12 protein-coding genes and 1 tRNA gene are annotated in these 17,786 nt (G+C 67.6%); all 13 read left to right on the forward strand.

Features of this window, described 5'->3' with window-relative positions:
- Positions 1–972 precede the first annotated feature (972 nt).
- Positions 973–2,061: a ParB N-terminal domain-containing protein gene (locus VHU88_20980; protein ID HEX3614172.1), complete on the forward strand. Its 1,089-nt coding sequence runs from the start codon at positions 973–975 to the stop codon at positions 2,059–2,061.
- A gap of 13 nt (positions 2,062–2,074) precedes the next feature.
- Positions 2,075–2,165: transfer RNA gene (locus VHU88_20985), tRNA-His, on the forward strand.
- 146 nt (positions 2,166–2,311) lie between these two features.
- Complete coding sequence (locus VHU88_20990) at positions 2,312–2,794, forward strand: nuclear transport factor 2 family protein (protein HEX3614173.1); 483 nt, start codon at positions 2,312–2,314, stop codon at positions 2,792–2,794.
- A gap of 192 nt (positions 2,795–2,986) precedes the next feature.
- Positions 2,987–4,606: an aldehyde dehydrogenase family protein gene (locus VHU88_20995; protein ID HEX3614174.1), complete on the forward strand. Its 1,620-nt coding sequence runs from the start codon at positions 2,987–2,989 to the stop codon at positions 4,604–4,606.
- Positions 4,607–4,623: 17 nt separating this feature from the next.
- Entirely contained in the window at positions 4,624–5,760 is a 1,137-nt protein-coding gene (locus VHU88_21000; GenBank protein HEX3614175.1) for a hypothetical protein, read from the forward strand.
- Between the two features lie 67 nt (positions 5,761–5,827).
- Positions 5,828–7,087, forward strand: coding sequence for an aminotransferase class III-fold pyridoxal phosphate-dependent enzyme (locus VHU88_21005; GenBank protein ID HEX3614176.1), 1,260 nt, complete (start codon positions 5,828–5,830; stop codon positions 7,085–7,087).
- Positions 7,088–7,133: 46 nt separating this feature from the next.
- A complete protein-coding gene (locus tag VHU88_21010) occupies positions 7,134–7,592 on the forward strand; it encodes an SRPBCC family protein (protein ID HEX3614177.1) in 459 nt (152 codons plus the stop codon).
- A gap of 57 nt (positions 7,593–7,649) precedes the next feature.
- Positions 7,650–8,180 carry a hypothetical protein gene (locus tag VHU88_21015; protein ID HEX3614178.1) on the forward strand — a complete coding sequence of 177 codons (531 nt, stop codon included), beginning with the start codon at positions 7,650–7,652 and terminating at the stop codon, positions 8,178–8,180.
- Between the two features lie 68 nt (positions 8,181–8,248).
- On the forward strand, positions 8,249–11,083 hold the full coding sequence (locus VHU88_21020; GenBank protein ID HEX3614179.1) for a type I polyketide synthase: 2,835 nt from the start codon (positions 8,249–8,251) through the stop codon (positions 11,081–11,083).
- A gap of 82 nt (positions 11,084–11,165) precedes the next feature.
- Complete coding sequence (locus VHU88_21025) at positions 11,166–12,119, forward strand: DUF2156 domain-containing protein (protein HEX3614180.1); 954 nt, start codon at positions 11,166–11,168, stop codon at positions 12,117–12,119.
- Between the two features lie 93 nt (positions 12,120–12,212).
- Positions 12,213–13,169 carry a diacylglycerol kinase family protein gene (locus VHU88_21030; GenBank protein HEX3614181.1) on the forward strand — a complete coding sequence of 319 codons (957 nt, stop codon included), beginning with the start codon at positions 12,213–12,215 and terminating at the stop codon, positions 13,167–13,169.
- 25 nt (positions 13,170–13,194) lie between these two features.
- Positions 13,195–14,682, forward strand: coding sequence for an NAD(P)/FAD-dependent oxidoreductase (locus VHU88_21035; GenBank protein HEX3614182.1), 1,488 nt, complete (start codon positions 13,195–13,197; stop codon positions 14,680–14,682).
- A gap of 80 nt (positions 14,683–14,762) precedes the next feature.
- Positions 14,763–17,786, forward strand: a 3,024-nt coding sequence (locus VHU88_21040; GenBank protein ID HEX3614183.1) for a type I polyketide synthase, incomplete at its 3' end; no start/stop codon positions are given.

A 17,786-nucleotide genomic window follows, 5' to 3' on the forward strand; every position in this document is an offset into this window, starting at 1 on the left:
TCACAGCCCTGGACGCGCGCATCCTGGAAGGCGTCGCCGCGGGCGCCTCGACCATCCAGTTGGCCACCCGGCTCTACCTGAGCCGCCAGGGCGTCGAATACCACGTCGGTTCGATGCTGCGCAAACTCCGGGTGTCCAACCCGAGCCGCCCTGGTCTCCCGCGCCTACGCCATGGGACTGCTGGTCGCCGACGCCTGGCCACCCCGAATCTCCCCAGAAGTAGCCAACGCCGCCGCATAACCCCGATCGAATTCGCGACATGCTGGTCGACGCGCATCTCGGTGGTTGGCGTGAGGACCGCAGGTACCCCAATGGGTTCGCACTCGACCGACAGCATCGCATTCCCTCATGCTGAAACTGCTGTTTCCGCATTGCGTGGCCCACCATGCCGAGCTTCGAGTTGTGCCGACCTCGCGCCGGGAGTTGTTGTCGTGGGGAGTGTTGGTGGGCTGGTAGCGCCCAGATGTCGTGTTCGGGTGGCATGGTCTGGGCGACCGCCGGCGCTCGAAATCGGGTCGGCGGAAACGCTGCGGAATTGGGTGCGTCAGGCTGAGGTAAACGCGGGTAACCGACTGGGCGTGACGAGCAAGAATCGGCTGATCTCCGTAAGATTCGGGCAGAGAATAGGGAGCTGTGTCGGCGAACAAATATTGAAGCGGCATCGGTTTTTTCGCGGAAAGGATCGACCGCCTATAGCATTGATCGTCGAATTCTTCGACAGGAACTTACCGGGGCTGGGTCGCGGATTCACCCCGTCGCCTCCGTCGCAGGACGAACACCGCGCTCCAGCTTGCTCCACGCCAAGATCATCTCACAGTCACGCCCATCAACGCCAGGCATACCCAGGACTCGCAGGTCGACCCGTCCCATGAATGGGCATCTGGACGAAGCTGTTGACTCCATTTGCCGACCATGCTAATTTGCGAATACCGCGTTATCGAGTAGGAATCAATGTTATACCAGGTGGGGAAAATGGGGGACCTGGTGATGGGGGACTACCGTTCAGGTTGCGCGATTCTTGGGGGAGTGACTATGCATGACGGTATGCTGACGTCGGTGATCGGCTTGAGCAAAAATGTAGAGGTTGCGCAGATCGCACTGCTGATTCGTGGGGATTCGCCTCGACTGAACGGGGAGAATATCGAGCATATTCAGTTGCTTGCCGAGAGTCAAGATAAATTGCCGCCGGTGGTGGTGCACCGTCCCACGATGCGGATTATCGATGGTATGCATCGGCTGCGGGCGGCGCAGTTGCGTGGACAGACCGAGATCGAGGTCATATTTTTCGAAGGCGACGAGGCCGATGCCTTCGTCTATGGCGTGCAGTCGAACGTCGCGCATGGCCTGCCGTTGTCGCTGCGCGACCGGCGGGAGGCTGCCGGCCGGATACTCACCACGCATTCGCACTGGTCGAATCGTCGGATCGCGGCCATCGTCGGCCTGGCGCCATCCACGGTGCAGGCGATTCGCACCCGTTCGACTGACCGAAACGACCAGATGAACACGCGAGTTGGCCGGGACGGAGCCGCGCGGCGGCTCAATGCGTCGGCCGGACGGGTGGCGGCCGGCAAACTCATCAGGGAGAAGCCAGAAGCCTCGGTGCGCGAGATAGCCGCGCTCGCGGGCATCTCGCCCGCCACGGTGCAGGATGTCCGAGAACGGCTGCGCGCCGGCCGGGACGTCATCCCGGACCGGCAGCGGGAAAACCCGGTACCTCGGCAGCGGAGCAATTCTTCACCGGAGCCGGAGCCGGAGCCGGAGCCGGGCAAGGGCAGTCAGGCCGAGGCGCGGAGCGATGCTCTTTTCGGCGCTGCGCCGCGAGTCGCCGACGAAGTGCAACCGTTCGACGGGCTGGTCGGCGATCCGTCGCTGCGGCTCAACGAGTTCGGCTGGCGGCTCATTCGTCTGCTCAGCGTCCAGGCGGTGATCAAACGGGATTCGCTGCGACTGGCAGCGGCTGTGCCCTTTCATTTGCGAAAGTCCGTCATCGCGTTGGCCAGACAGACCGGTGACACCTGGCACGAGTTCGCTCGATGCCTGGACAGTCACAACAACTCTTAGTACTGTCCTTATTGGTAGCGTGTCCGAGCGGTCGAAGGAACGCGTTTGTGAAAGCGCGTGAGGATGAAAGTCCTCCGTAGGTTCGAATCCTGCCGCTACCGCCAGCTGGTAACCCGAACGCCGGATGAGTCGATTGTGACTGATCCGGCGTTCGTGTTTCGGCCTTTGGCTTTGTGCCTGTTGGTGGGGGAGTGGTCCGATTGCCGCGTCCGGACAGTTCATATTGTCAGAGCAGAAGGTGGGAATCGGGATGACCGACCCGGACGTGGCGGCCACGCCTACCAACCCCTGGGTCGCGGAGTTCGCCGCGGGCTGGCGCGAGCCGACGGACGCCGACGCGTTTGCCGACCACTTCCGAGCGACGTTCCAGATGGACTGCCGCTTCAGGCAACCGCTCATCCTTGGCAAGGTCATCGGCGTCAAGGCGTTCCGGGAGCGGTTCGTCGGGCCCACCTTCGACCTGATCTCCGATATGCGTGGATGCGTCGTGAACTGGGCGGCCAGGGACGACACGATCTATATAGAGATGGAAGTCGACGGATACATCGGCAAACGACCTGTCACCCTGCGTTCCTGTGAGCGCATCACCTTGCGCGACGGTCTGTGGGCCGAGCGCGTCACCTACCTCGACTCACTTCCGCTGCTGTACGCGGTGATCCGTACTCCGAAGAGCTGGCCAATGGCCATCCGCCTCCAGATCCAGAACATAAGAAAGGGCTGGCGGAACAGGTGAATTCTGGGTTTTCCCAGGACGTTCGCGTTCAACGGCCTTGACCGCGACGCGGCGAGAAAGTACGTTTCAACAGGTGGGTTTCCAATGCCATGAATTCATTTGAGTTCGTTAATTCTTTCGCTGGTTAATTGGTCGGCACATAAACATGAGTAAAACCAGTCGACATACTTTGCCGCCGGGGTTTGGAGTTGTGTGGACACCTATCCGTCCGTCATCGCTGGTCACGATGCCACCCACGACAAATGGCTGCACGTTGTTCGGGCCGGGGCGCTGCTGCGCGAGGAGATCCCGGCGTTGAAACTCAAGCGGAAACTGGACCGCGGGGTCATCACCGACACCGACGACCCGAGAGTGGCCGGCCGAGTCGGTCTGTCCACCCCGGAACAGGTGGCCGCCGCTTCCGTTGCCGCCCGGCGGGCCCAGCCCGACTGGGGCGCCACCAGCGTTGACGAGCGCATCGCCTTCGCCCGATTGCTCGGCGACCAGATACGCGCGCAAGCCGAGCGGATCGTCGACTTCCTGGTCGCCGAGGGCCATCCGAAACGGCTGGCGGACTGGGAGGTGTTCAGCGCGATCGAGATGACCTCCGAGGACAGCCTGGCGCTCAGCCGCCGCCAGCTCTCCGACGTCACCCAGGTCGGGCAGCGGGAGACCCGGCTGGTGCGCAAGCCGGACGGCGTCGTCGCGGTGCATCCGCCGCACAACGCCCCGGTGGGGAACTCGATGCTGGCGATCGGTGCGCTCATCGCGGGCAACGCGGTGATCGTGAAGGCCCCGCGCAGCGCTCCACTGGGCACGGCCTGGTTCTGGCGGGAGATCGTCCGGCCCGTCCTCGCCAAGGTGGGCGCCCCGGACGGGACGATGAATCTGATCTGCGCGGCGCCGGAGGAGGTCCTCGACCACTGGTTGCGCAGTCCCGACGTCGACGACCTGCTGTTCGTCGGTGAGTCGACGCGCGGTATCGAGATCGGCAACCGCTGGCACGCCGCCGGCAAGAAGACCATCCTGGAACTGGCCGGAAACGACGGCGTGCTGGTCTGGCGGGACGCGGAGGTGAGCCTCGCGGTCCGGGCACTGACCGAGTGTTTCTACGGCTCGACGCAGATCTGCATGGTGCCCAAGTACGCGCTCGTGCACCGGGACGTCGCCGAGCAGGTGCTGGCCGAGCTGGCCAGGGAGGTCGCCACCATCCGACCGGGTTATCCCGAGGAGGAAGGTGCGCTGCTGTCGCCGGTGCTGAAGTCGGCGGAGTTCGAGAAGGCGCTCGCCGACGCGGTCGACCGGGGCGCCCGGTTGGTGTGCGGCGGCCGGCGGCTGGAAATCGACGGAACCCCCGGCGACATGGGCTTGTTCATCGAGCCGACGCTGGTGCGGGTCGACGGGCTGGACGCGGCGGCAGACCTCGACGTCGTCCGGGAGGAGACGTTCTTCCCGCTGTTGCCCATCGTCGTGGTCGACCCGGCCGACTCTGCCGAGGGGGGCGATCGGGGCGACGAGCGACTGCTGCGGGATTGCGTCGATTTCATGAATCGCAACCGGTACGGGCTGCGGAACTCGGTGTGGACCCAGGATCCCGAGACGATCGAGCTGATCTGCGCCCGCCTGAACAACGGCGGCATTCTCAAGGTCAACGACAGCCACATCGGGCAGGTCGTCGGGCTGCCGACGCACGGCGGCACCGGTCGCAGCGGCGGTCCGTTCGGCGAGGCGCACTTCCCGATCCTGCGGACCAGCCACCTACAGGCGATCAGCATCGCCACGGCGGTCGAGCCGAGGGAATCCGTGTTCTTCAGCGTCGCCGGCAATCAGTGACAGGAGAGATCGCGCAGATGAGCTTTCTGGACAAGTATCTGGCCAGTCTGGACGACAAGATTCCCGGACTCGCCGACGACCTGACCAAGATCGGGCTGGACGAACTGGAGAGCGACAGCTCTCGGGGACTGGCCAGCTATCGGGCCCGTGGCGGCCCTGGACTGCTGGTGCCGCAACGGCACGGTGGCATCGGCGCCACCGCGGTCGAGGCGACGCACTGCGTCCGAGCGCTGGGCGCCATCGCCCCGTCGCTCGCGGTGGCGACCACCATGCACAACTTCTCGGTCGCGGCGCTGGTCTCCGTCGAGGAGAACTTCGCGGGTTTCGAGTGGATGATCCTCGACGCGATCGCCAACGAGCGGCTGCTGATGTCCTCCGCGTTCGCCGAGGGGCTGACCGGCCACGGCATGCTGACGCCGACCATGACGGCGCGGAAGCGGGACGGCTTCTGGCTGGTCACCGGTTCGAAGAAGCCGTGCAGCCTGTCGCGGTCCATGGACCTGATGTCGGCCAGCGTCTCGTTGCTCGACGGCGACGGCGAGCCGGGCCTCGGCGTGATCGTCATCCCGGCGACCATGGCGGGCATCGAGGTCCGGCCGTTCTGGGACTCGCTGGTGCTGCGCGGCGCCGAGAGTGACGAGGTGGTGCTGACCGACGTCGAGGTCGCCGACGAGCTGGTGATGAAGCTGGAGGAGAGCACCGGCCTGAGCGTGGACGCCGTGGAGGCCAAGGGGTTCCTGTGGTTCACCCTGCTGATCTCCGCTGCCTACGTGGGCATGGCCGGCGCGCTGGCGGACAAGCTGTTGAGCGCGCGCCGGGGCTCTGCGCAGGACCGGGTCGCGGTGGCGTGCGAGCTTGAGGCCGCGACCCTGGGCCTGGAACGGGTCGCCTCGCTCGTCGACCTCGGCGCCGACGTCGATGCCCTCGACCTGCTCCCGCAGGCACTCATCGCTCGGTACGCGGCGCAGGGCGCGATCCGCCGCTCGGTCGACCTGGCCGTCGAATGTCTTGGCGGCATGCAGTTCATCAAGGACCCGATGGTCAGCTACCTGGCCACCGCGACCCACGCGCTGGCCTTCCACCCGCCGTCCCGTCGGTCGGTGGTGGACGAGCTTGAGCAGACGTTCGCCGGCCTGAAGATGTCGATCAAGTAGGTCGAAGCGCCGCCGTTGTCGCACAGTCGACCTGATTCGTTCATTTGTCATGTGGAGGGGGTTAGCCGTGGCGGACAGTCATGGGCAGGTTTCCCAGCTCGACTTCTCGGATGAGATACGGCAGATCTACGCCGAGACCCTCGGCAGCAAGCTGGTGGCGATCTCGCGGATGTTCGGCGGCCAGGTCGAGCGGGACTCGCACGGCGCTCGGCTGGTCACCGAGGACGGCCAGTCGTTCGTCAACTGCGCCGGATACGGCGTGTTCCTGCTCGGCGCGACCCACCCGCACGTGGTGGCCGCGGTGGTCGAGCAGGTGCAGCGGCATCCGCTGTCGGGGCGGCTGTTCATCGACAGCGTGAGCCCGCGCGCGGCCGCGGCGCTGGTGCGGTGCGCCCCAGCGGGCCTTGAGAAGGTCTACTTCGCCAACTCCGGTGCGGAGGCGGTGGAGTCGGCGCTGAAGTTGGCCCGGATCAACGGGTATCGCCGGATCGTCACCACGACCAACAGCTACCACGGCCGGACCCTCGGCGCGCTCAGTGTCAGCGCCCGCCCCTTCTACCAGGAGCCGTTTCGGCCGCTGTTGTCCGACGTGGTCGAGATTCCGTTCAACGACGCCGCCGCCCTGGACCGCGCGCTCGCCGGCCAGCCGCCCTCGTGCTTCATCGTCGAGCCGGTGCAGGGCGAGGGCGGGGTCATCGTGCCCGACCCGGACTACCTGACCGAGGTGTCTCGGGTGTGCGCGGCTCGGGACTGCTTCTTCATCGTGGACGAGATAGCGACCGGCCTCGGCCGGCTCGGCCGGATGTGGGGCGTCTCCGGCCAGGACGTGCGGCCTGATGTCATGGTCGTCGGCAAGGCGCTGTCCGGTGGCGTGGTGCCGATCTCGGCGATGGTGGCGACGAGCAAGGCGTACGCGCCCTTCGAGCGGGACCCGCTGCTGCACCAGTCCACCTACAGCGGCTCACCGCTGGCGACGGCGGCGGCGCTGGCCGCCATCGAGGCGATCGAGCTGTACGACGTGGTCGGCAACGCCGACCGGATCGGCCGTCGCCTGCTGGCCAGCTTCCGCAAGTCCGCGGAGAACGCCCAGGAGGGCGTGGTCCGCGACATTCGCGGCAGCGGTCTGCTCATCGGCATCGAGTTCACCAATCCCGGACACGCCGGGGAGATGATGCTGAGCCTTGTCGAGCAGGGGGTCATCGCCAACCATTCGCTGCACAACTCCTGCGTTATCCGGTTCACGCCGCCCGCCGTGATCGAGGAGTCCGAGATCAGGTTGATCGAGGAGGCCGTCCGGCGCGGTTTCGGGTCGGCCGTCGCCTATTAGTTCAGCGCGCCCACGGGTTCGGCGCGGCGAGTTCAGAAAGGTCGCCATGCAGACAGTGACAATCGAGAGCGTTGTGTCCGGCTGGTCTCCCGTCGATGTCTATCAGCGGCTCAAGGACAGTGAGGTCTACGCCAAGTACGCGCCCGAGCAGGTGAAGTCGGTCCTGAACGAGCCGGTGGACGAGCCGAACCAGGCGATCACCCATTGGGAGATCTATTTCCGCAACGGCCTGCTCCGCTGGTCCGAGCGCGACTACTATGACGACGAGAACTGCGTCATGCGGTTCGAGCAGTTGGACGGCGACTTCGACATCTTCGAAGGTGACTGGGCGATCACCACGACCGGACCGGACGCGGAGTCCGACGTGTTGCTCACCTTCACCGCCACGTTCGATTTCGGCGTGCCGAGCCTGGAATCGATTATCGATCCGGTCGCCATCCGGGTGCTCCGGCAGGCCATGTCGCAGATCATCGACCACCTGTTCGGCGGCGTGCTCACCGCCTAGCCTCTCGCCTTTTCCCGTCCTATTCTTCGCCTTTTCCGCCATGACCGAGAGGTTCGCATGGACACGTTCAATCATTTCTTCACCAAGACGACGACGATCAATGCGCGGGCGGAGTACGCGCTCGGCTTCATCGTGAGCGTGTGGCTGCTGCTCAGCCACTGGTCGCAGGTGGACTTCTGGCAGGGCGTCCTGCTGTTCGCCTACATCGACCTGATCGGGACGGTGCCGGCCCTTATCGCCTACCACCGCAGCCCCACCGGGCGGATAGCCAAGTCCTACTACGTGGTCTACGACGTGTTGCACAGCGCGGTGACGCAAGGCCTGGTCATCATCCTCTACATCCAGCTGTTCGGCTGGCACTGGTGCCTGTTGGCCATTCCCGCGCACATCTTCATCGACCGCGCCATGTTCAACAACTACCCCAAGCCTTTCGGTGTCGCGTTCGAGCCGGTGCTGCATCCGGCGTTCGAGCGGTTCGTCCGCGAGTACAAGCAGTTCGACTACAAGAACGCCGACTGGAAAGCCATGGCCAGCAAGCACAAGGCCGGGGCGAACGATCCGGTCCCCGCGGACGTGCACGGGCGATAGCTCACCCGGATCGCTTATTACGGACTCGTTCGGCACAGCGTCATCCGGCACGGCAGGGGAAAGGGCACATGGCTGACGTCGAGGAACGCCTGGTCGCCGCGTTGCGGAACTCGGTGGCGGAGAACCGTTCGCTGCGGGAGCGACTGGAGGCGGCGGAGAACAGGTCCGCAGAGCCGATCGCCATCGTCGGGATGGGCGCTCGTTTTCCCGGCGGGGTGGGCTCGGCCGAGCAACTGTGGGACCTGGTGGCGGCCGGCCGGGACGCCGTCTCGGAGTTCCCCCGTAACCGGGGCTGGGACATCGACGGGCTGTTCGACCCCGAGCGGGGTGTGCCGGGTAAGTGCTATACGCGGGAGGGCGGTTTCCTCCCCGACATAGCGGGTTTCGACGCCGGGTTCTTCGGGATCAGCCCGCGTGAGGCGACGGCGATGGATCCGCAGCAGCGGTTGTTGTTGGAGGTGTGTTGGGAGGCGTTGGAGCACGCGGGTATCGATCCTCGGTCGCTGAAGGGCAGCCAGACCGGGGTGTACGCCGGGTTGGGCGCCGGCGACTATGTCGCCAGGGTGCTCCTGGACCGCTGTCCCACCGGCTACGAGGGATACCTGGCCGAGGGCAACGTGCTCTGCGTCGCAAGCGGCCGGATCGCCTACACGCTGGGCCTGACCGGTCCGGCGGTGTCGGTGGACGCCGCCTGCGCCTCGTCGTTGCTCGCCCTGCACCTGGCCGCGCAGGGCCTTCGCGACGGCGACTGCTCGATGGCGCTGGTCGGCGGGGTGACGTTGATGTCGACGCCGGCGGTGCCGGTGGCGTACTCCCACCTCCAGGCGCTGTCCTCGGCCGGGCGGTGCAAGGCGTTCGCCGCCGACGCGGACGGCTGGGGGCTGGCCGAAGGCGTCGGCGTGCTGGTGGTCGAGCGGCTCTCGGACGCGCAACGAATGGGCCACCGGGTGTTGTGCCTGGTCCGGGGCACCGCACTGACCCAGAACGGCGCGTCCAACGGGCTGGCCGCGCCCAGCGGTCCCGCCCAGCAGCGGGTCATCCGCAAGGCGTGGGAGTCCGCCGGACTCACCGGCGCCGACATCGACGTGGTGGAGGCGCACGGCACCGGCACCCCGCTGGGCGACCAGATCGAGGTCCAGGCGCTGACGGCGACCTACGGCCGGGACCGGCCCCAGGACCGGCCGCTGTTGCTGGGCACCGTCAAGTCGAACATCGGGCACACGATCGCGGCCTCGGGCGTTGCCGGCGTCATCAAGATGATCGAGGCGATGCGGCACGGGGTGGTACCGGCGACCCTGCACGTTGACACGCCCAACCCGCAGATCGACTGGGCTGACGCTTCGGTGGAGTTGCTGACCCGGAGCCGGCCCTGGCCCGAGTCGAACCACCCGCGCCGGGCCGCCGTGCACTCCTTCGCCATCAGCGGCCTCAACGCCCACGTCATCCTGGAACAGGCGCCCGCACTGGAGACCGCCGCCGAACCGGTCCCGGATTCCGTCGTGCCGTCGATCGGCTCGCGCGTGCTGCCGTGGCTGCTGTCCGCGCGCAGCCCGGAGGCGCTGGCCGGTCAGGCGCGCCGGTTGGCCGACTTCGTGCGTGATCGGTCCGATGTGGACGCCGGACGGGTGGCCAGGGCGTTGGCCCGGCGTTCGGTGTTCGAGCACCGGGCCGTTGTCCTTGGCGGCGATCGGGCCGAGTTGGTCCGCGGCCTGGACGCGCTGCTGGCCGACACGCCGACCGGGCGGGCGCGGGAGGAGAAGACGGCCTTTGCCTTCCTCGGTGCGGCGACCCCGTCGTTGGGGCTGGGGCGCGCCTCGTACGAGATGTTCCCGGTCTTCCGCGAGGCGTTCGACGCGGTGGCGACGTTGGCCGACCAGCACCTGCGGCGCCCGCTGCGGGAGGTGCTCTGGGGCGAGGACGCCGAGGAGCTGAGCCGGCCCTGCTACCTGTGGTCAGGGCTGTTCGCGGTCGAGTTGGCGCTGTTCGCATTGTTGGACTCCTTCGGCGTCCGGCCGGACCTGGTGCTGGGGCACTCGGTCGGGGAGATCGCGGCGGCCCATGTCGCCGGCGTGCTGAGCCTCCCGGACGCGCTGGCCCTTGTGCTGGCGCGCGCCCGGCTGACGACGCAGGAGTCGGACACGACGCTGCCCGAGTTTGCCTCAGTCGCGGACACCGTGTCAGCGGCAGCGCCGCGTATCCCGATCGTGTCCGGTTTGGACGGTCTGATCGGCGTCGACGGAGCCGGCTACGGGGACGGCGACTACTGGCTACGCCAGGTCCGCGCCACGGCGCCGCTCGGCGACACCCTGGACGCCGTCACCGCTCTGCACCCGACCGCGCGGTTCGTGTGGGTCGGCCCCGGCGGCGCCGAACCGAGGTCAGTGGTCGAGGCGCTGGCCGAGTGGCACGTGGCCGGCACGACGGTGGACTGGAGCCCCCTGCTCGGCCCGGCCCGGCCCCTCGACATCGACCTGCCGACCTACGCGTTCGCGCACCGGCACTACTGGCTTGATCCGGTGGTCCCGGCCGGCGGCGCCGAGCCCGGCAGGCGGCCGGCCGTGGCCCCGGTGGCCGCCGAATTCGAGGAGTTCGAGGAGTTCGACCTGGTCGCCGAGTTGGTCGCACTGAACGAGCAGGACCGGCGGGACCGGGTGAGCCAGGTTGTGCTGGAGGAGATGGCCGCCGTGCTGGGCCACGCGGACATCACGGAGATCGAGCCGGAAGCGCGCTTCACCGAGCTGGGCTTCGACTCGCTCAGCGCCGTCGAGTTCCGCAACGGGCTCGTCGCGGTCACCGGGATGCGAATACCGCCGACGATGGTCTTCGACTACGCGACACCGGCCGAGCTGATCGACTTCATCACCCGCGAACTGTTGTCGTTGCTCGAAGACGCTGTGGCTTAGGGGTATGCAGATGGGAAAAACCAGGCCGGCACCAACCACCGGTGACCAGGCACAAACCGGCGACCAGGCCTACGCACTGGACATGCTTCGGTCCTGTTCGGACAATCCGAGCGGGTTCCTTGCGATGAACGACGGGAACCTGATCTTCCGCGCGCCGGACATCGACGGCGTCGTCTTCTACCGCAACGTCGGCAAGTGCTGGATTCAGTTCGGCGGACCGGTGGCCGCCCCGGCCGACCGGGGCGCGTTGCTCGACCAGTTCTGCGCGGCGGCCAAGCAGGCCAACCGGCAGGTGGTGGCCGTGCAGGTGCCGGAGTCCGACGCGCCGATCTACGCCGACCGGGGCATGGTCGTCAACCAGTTCGGCATGTCCTACGCCGTGGAGCTGGCCGACTTCGGTTTGGGCGGCAAGAAGTTCGTCAAGCTGCGCAACAAGATCGCCCGAGCCGGTCGGCTCGGCGTGAAGACCTTCGAGGCCCAACCGGAGCAGTACGCGGCGGAGCTGGCCGAGCTGGACCGGGTGTGGCTGCGCTCGAAGGGGCGCTTCACCAGGGAGATGAAGTTCATGGTCGGCGAGATGGGCGGCTCGGCGCAGCCGCTGCGCCGGCTGTTCGTCGCCACCCTGGACGACCGGCTCATCGGCTACATTTCCTACTCGCCGGTGTACGGCTCACGGGCGGGGTGGCTGCACGACCTGAGCAGGCGGGTGCCCGATGCGCCGGCCGGCGTGATGGAGTCGATCAACCTCTACGCCATCGACCGGTTCCGCGAGGCGGGCGTGCCGTGGCTGCATTTCGGCTTCACCCCGTTCACCGGACTGGACCCGCAACACGGCCTGCCCACCGGGAACCGGCGGATAGACGGACTGTTCCGCCTGCTGGCGGTCAAGGGCAAGGCGCTGTACCCGTCGCAGAGCCAACTCGAATACAAGATGAAGTGGCATCCGAACTATCTCACTCCCGATTACATCTCCTATACCGGAAAGCTGTCCGCCCGGCTGGTGTACAGCATTCTCAAGGTCACCAATGTGATCTGACCCGATTCGATTGATTCGACCCGGTTTCGATCAGGCCCGATTTCGATCAGGTGGGCAGCTACATTCCAATCATTCAGCGGAGGTTTCGCGCGCATGGGCTCACGGCGTGTTCTCGCGGTGGTGAACAAGGCGGCCGGCGGTCCGACGGACGAACTGGTCGGCGCGCTCCAAGCGGTCGACGGTTTGGACCTTGAGGTCGCCTGGACGGCGGGGCAGGGCGACGGCACTCGGCTCACCGCCGCCGCGTTGGCCGGACCGGACCGCCCGGACGTGGTGGTCGCCATCGGCGGCGACGGCACATCCGGCGAGGTCGCCCGTGGCCTGCTCGGCGCGCCTCTCGCGCCGCCGCTGCTGATCGCACCTGGCGGCACCGGCAATTCCAACTTCCGCAGCCTGTGGGACGACCTGCCGTGGCCTGAGGTGGTGCGTGCGGTCCTGGTGGACGGCGATTACCTGGTCCGGCCGTTGGACCTGATGCACCTGGTGGAACTGGACTCGCCAACCATGCTGGGTGTGTCGACCGGGCTGATCCCGGAGGGTCTGGTACTGGCCAAAACCCTGCCACTGTCCGGCCGCGAGCGCCTGATGACCGCGGCGTTGCAGGTGCTCGGCTCCTACCAGCCCTATCCGGGGCGGGTGCTGGTCGACGGCGAGGTGATGATCGAGGCGAACACCTACCTGACCCTGGTCGGCGGGGTTCGGTACCGCGCCGGCCTGTTGCGGCTGCTGCCCGACTCGATGCTCGATGACGGCCTGCTCGACGTGCTGGTTGTCGACGAGTCGGTGTCGGTGGAGGCCTTCGGCACGGCCGCGCTCGGCGGCGGAGACGTTGGCGAGGTCGACGGGGTCCACCTCGCACGGGGCGCCAGGGTGCGGGTCGAGCGGACCGACGGACAGCCGTTGAAGCTCGAACACGACGGTGAGCTGGAAACGGGATCGCACAGCGGATATGAGGTCTACGCCATGCCGGGGGCGATCTCGGTGGTGCTGCCGAACCCGGCGCCGAACTGTTTCGCCCCGCTTGACCAATCCCACGCCGCCGACTCGTGAAGATCGACAGGAGAGGTTGACTGTCTTGAGTTCTGATGATCCTGAGATCGTGATCGTGGGGGCCGGGCTCGCCGGCATCTGCGCCGCCATCAACCTGCTCAAGCACGGCTTTCGGGACTTCGTGATCGTGGAGAAGGGCGCGGGGGTCGGCGGAACCTGGCGGTACAACACCTATCCCGGCTCCGCCTGCGACGTCGTCTCGCTGATGTACTCCTTTTCCTTCGCGCCCGGCCGCGACTGGGAGAGTATGTACGCCCAGCAGCCGGAGATCCTCAGCTACATCGAGAAGGTGTTCGACGACTACGGCCTCGGCGCGTTCACCTGCTTCAACACCGAGGTACTGTCCTACACCTTCGACGACGACACCGACCGTTGGCGGGTGGAGACCGTGGACGGCCGGGTGCTGCGCCCCCGCGCGGTGATCGCGGGCATCGGCGCGCTGCACCAGCCCCACGTGCCGAGCTTCCCCGGCATGGCGGACTTCCAGGGCGAGACGTGCCACTCGATGCACTGGGACCCAGGCACTGACGTGCGCGGCAAGCGGATCGCGGTGATCGGCGCAGGGGCCAGCGCGGTGCAGATCGTGCCGGCGGTGGCCGAGGAAGCCAAGCAGGTGTACGTGGTGCAGCGCACGCCGCAGTGGGTGCTGCCCAAGCCGGACCGGAAGATCAACCGGTTCGAGCGGTTCCTGTTCCGCGCGCTGCCGGCCAGCCAGAAGCTCTACCGGGCGTTCGCCTACTGGAGTCACGAGCTGGCCATCGTGCTCTTCATGCACCCGAAGCTGCTCAAGGTGCTGGAAGGGGCGTCGCTGCGGACGTTGCGCCAGCAGGTGCCCGATCCCGAGCTGCGGTCCCGGCTGACCCCGGAGTACACGATCGGCTGCAAGCGAATCCTGCTGACCAGCGACTACTATCCGGCGCTGGCGCGGGACAACGTCGAACTGGTCGACTCGCCGGTCAAGGGTTTCGAGCGGCAGGGCATCCGGACCGGCGACGGCCAGTTGCACGAGGTCGACATCATCGTGTACGCGACCGGTTTCGCCACCGACAACCGGCTCGCCAACGAGCGGATCACCGGTCGGGACGGACTGTCCATTCAGGAGGCATGGCGGGACGGGATGCACGCGCATCTTGGCACCACGATCCCGAAGTTCCCCAACTTCTTCCTGATGATGGGACCCAACTCCGGCGGGGGCAGTCAGTCCATCCTGTTCGTGATCGAGGCACAGGCGCACTACATCGCCCAGTGTCTGCGCATGATGCGCGACACCGGCGCGAGCCGCCTTGAGGTGCGGGCCGACGTCGAGCGGGATTTCAACAAGTGGCTGCACGCCAAGCTCGCCAAATCGGTGTGGAACTCGGGTGGCTGCGACAGCTGGTTCCTGGACCGGTCCGGGCACAACCGGCAGGCGTGGCCGGGATCAAGCGTCGACTACTGGCGGCGGACCAGGCGACCGCGACGGGACTGGTTCCACCTTGACGGTCCCGGCAGGGCGCGCGAGGTCCTCCGCTGACCCTCGCTGACCACTGTCCACCGGCCATGGCGACGCACCGGTCCAGAGTCCGGAATCGTACTTACTAAGGGGAAATTGAGATGCCGAACGAGGACGAACTCCGCGCACTCCTGAAAACGGCCTCGACCGAGCTGCGGTCCCTCCGGTCCCGGCTGTCGGAAGCAGAGGACCGCGCCGCCGAGCCGATAGCGATCGTGGGCATCGGCTGTTGCTACCCCGGCGGGGTCACCACGCCCGAGGACCTGTGGCAGGTCGCGGTGGGCGGGCGCGACGTGGTGTCCGAGCTGCCGACGAACCGGGGCTGGGACATCGACGGCCTGTTCGACCCGGACGCCACCGGGCCGGGCCGGTCCTACGTGCGGGAGGGCGGATTCCTGCACGACGCGACCGAGTTCGACGCCGGCTTCTTCGGGATCAGCCCGCGTGAGGCGACGGCGATGGATCCGCAGCAGCGGCTGTTGCTCGAAGTGTGTTGGGAGGCGCTGGAAAACGCCGGCATCGCCCCACAGTCGATCCGGGGCAGCAAAACCGGCGTCTACACCGGGATCATGCCCGAGCCCTACGGGCCGAGGATCTACCTCGAACAGGACGGCTATGCCGTACATCTGGTGACCGGCACGATCACCAGCGTCGCCTCGGGCCGGGTGGCCTACACACTGGGCCTTGAGGGGCCGGCCATCTCCCTGGACACCGCGTGTTCCTCGTCGCTGGTGGCGCTGCACATGGGCGTACGCGGCCTGCGCGCCGGTGAGTGCTCGCTGGCGTTGGTCGGCGGGGTGTCGGTGATGTCGACGCCGACCACGTTCGTCGGGTTCTCCCAGCTGCACGCGCTGGCGGCTGATGGTCGGTGCAAGGCGTTCGCGGACAGTGGCGATGGTTTCGGGCCTGCCGAGGGCGCGGGGATGTTGGTCATCGAGCGGCTCTCGGACGCGCAGCGGCTGGGGCATCGGGTGCTGGCGGTGGTGCGGGGCACTGCGGTGAATCAGGACGGCGCTTCCAACGGCCTCACCGCGCCCAGCGGTCCGTCCCAGCGTCGGGTCATCCGCCAGGCCTGGGACGACGCCGGGGTCATCGGGTCCGATGTGGACGTTGTGGAGGCGCACGGCACCGGCACGCCGTTGGGCGACTCCATCGAGGCGCAGGCGTTGATGGCGACCTATGGCCAGGATCGGCCGGCCGGTCGGCCGTTGTGGGTGGGGTCGGTCAAGTCGAACATGGGTCATACGCAGGCGGCGGCCGGGGTGGCCGGTGTGATCAAGATGGTGCAGGCGATGCGGCATGGCGTGTTGCCGGCGACCCTGCACGTGGACCCGCCGAGCAGCAAGATCGACTGGTCCGAGGGCGCGGTGGAGTTGTTGCGGGAGCAGCGTTCCTGGCCGGAGACTGCTCGGCCGAGGCGGGCCGCGGTGTCCTCCTTCGGCATCAGCGGCACCAACGCCCACGCCATTCTGGAAGAGGCTCCGGCGAGCGAGTCGGCCCGGCCCGCGTCCGGTGACGGTGTCCGGGCCGGCGACGCGGCCGAGCGGGTCGCCGGCGAGATCCCGGCGGCGGTTGCCTGGCTGCTGTCCGCGCGCAACCCGGAAGCCCTGGCCGGACAGGTCGACCGGCTACGTGCCTTCCTCGCCGAACGGCCGGACCTCGACCCGGTCGAGGTCGGCGCGGCACTGGCCAAGCGCTCGGTGTTCGAACATCGCGCCGTGATCGTCGGCGCCACCGGCGCCGAACTGGTTCGCCGGCTGGACGCGCTGGCCGCCGAGGAGCCCAGTCCCGGCGTCGTCACCGGGCAGGCCCAGGTCAGCGGCCGGACCGTGTTCGTCTTCCCCGGCCAGGGCTCGCAGTGGCTTGGCATGGGCCGCGAGCTGATCGACTCCTCACCGGTGTTCGCCCACCATCTCGCCGAGTGTGCGGCGGCGTTGGGCGAGTTCGTGGACTGGAACCTGCTCGACGTGGTGCGCGGCGCGCCGGACGCGCCCGGCTTCGACCGGGTCGACGTCGTCCAGCCGGTGCTGTTCGCCGTCTTCATCGCCCTCGCCGGGACCTGGCGGGCGATGGGCGTCGAGCCGGACGCGGTGATCGGCCACTCCCAGGGCGAGGTCGCCGCCGCCCACGTCGCGGGTGTGCTGTCGCTGCGCGATGCGGCCAGGATCGTGGTGGCCCGCAGCAAGGCGGTGCGGGCGATCGCCGGCACCGGCGGCATGGTGTCGGTCCCGCTGCCCGAGGCCGAGGTCCGTGTTCGACTCGCGGCGTGGCCCGACCAACTCGGCGTGGCGGCGGTGAACAGCCCGGACAGCACCGTGGTGTCCGGCGACGCGACCGCGCTGGACGAACTGCTGTCCGCCTGTGAGGCCGACGGCGTCGCGGCCCGCCGAATCGCGGTGGACTACGCCTCGCATTCCGCGCACATCGACGCCGTCGAGCAGCCCCTGCGCGCGGCGATGGGCGAGGTGACCCCGATCCTGTCAACCGGGATCGAACTGCTGTCGACGGTCACCGGAGAAGTGGTCGACCCGGCCGACCTCGACGCGGACTACTGGTACCGCAACCTGCGGGAGACCGTCCGGTTCGACCTCGCGGTCCGACTGGCCTACCAGCGCGGCTGCCGGCGGTTCATCGAGGTCAGCCCACACCCGGTACTGACCCTGAGCATGCAGCAGAGCTGCGAGAGCGTCGCCGCCGCGCACGACAACTACGAGATTGGTGGTTCGCTCAAGCGCGATGACGGCGGCCTGGCCCGGTTTGTCGAGTCGGCGGCGGCGATCTACGTGTCGGGCGGCCCGGTCGACTGGACGGTGCTGCTCGGCGCGCGTCCGCATCCCGGCTTCGATCTGCCGACGTACGCGTTCACCCGCACGCACTACTGGCTGGACCCCTCCTCCACCGATGGCGGTGACGTGGCGAATCTCGGCATCGGATCCTGTGCGCATCCATTCCTGGGCGCCGTGGTCGAGCAGCCCGGTTCCGGCGGCGTGGTGTTCACCGGGCGGTTGGCGCTGGGCACGCATTCCTGGTTGAAGGATCATGTGGTGGGCGGCGCGGTGTTGGTGCCGGGCGCGGCGTTGGTGGAGTGTGCGCTGTTCGCTGGTGATCAGGTGGGGTATGGCGTT

The organism is Sporichthyaceae bacterium (assembly GCA_036269075.1).
Taxonomy (GTDB): Bacteria; Actinomycetota; Actinomycetes; order Sporichthyales; family Sporichthyaceae; genus DASQPJ01.

Excerpts from the sequence above, each read along its gene's own strand:
- VHU88_20980 (HEX3614172.1), top strand. The coding sequence starts at position 973 with ATGGGGGACCTGGTGATGGGGGACTACCGTTCAGGTTGCGCGATTCTT.
- VHU88_20990 (HEX3614173.1), top strand. The coding sequence starts at position 2,312 with ATGACCGACCCGGACGTGGCGGCCACGCCTACCAACCCCTGGGTCGCG.
- VHU88_21000 (HEX3614175.1), top strand. The coding sequence starts at position 4,624 with ATGAGCTTTCTGGACAAGTATCTGGCCAGTCTGGACGACAAGATTCCC.
- VHU88_21010 (HEX3614177.1), top strand. The coding sequence starts at position 7,134 with ATGCAGACAGTGACAATCGAGAGCGTTGTGTCCGGCTGGTCTCCCGTC.
- VHU88_21015 (HEX3614178.1), top strand. The coding sequence starts at position 7,650 with ATGGACACGTTCAATCATTTCTTCACCAAGACGACGACGATCAATGCG.
- VHU88_21020 (HEX3614179.1), top strand. The coding sequence starts at position 8,249 with ATGGCTGACGTCGAGGAACGCCTGGTCGCCGCGTTGCGGAACTCGGTG.
- VHU88_21025 (HEX3614180.1), top strand. The coding sequence starts at position 11,166 with ATGCTTCGGTCCTGTTCGGACAATCCGAGCGGGTTCCTTGCGATGAAC.
- VHU88_21030 (HEX3614181.1), top strand. The coding sequence starts at position 12,213 with ATGGGCTCACGGCGTGTTCTCGCGGTGGTGAACAAGGCGGCCGGCGGT.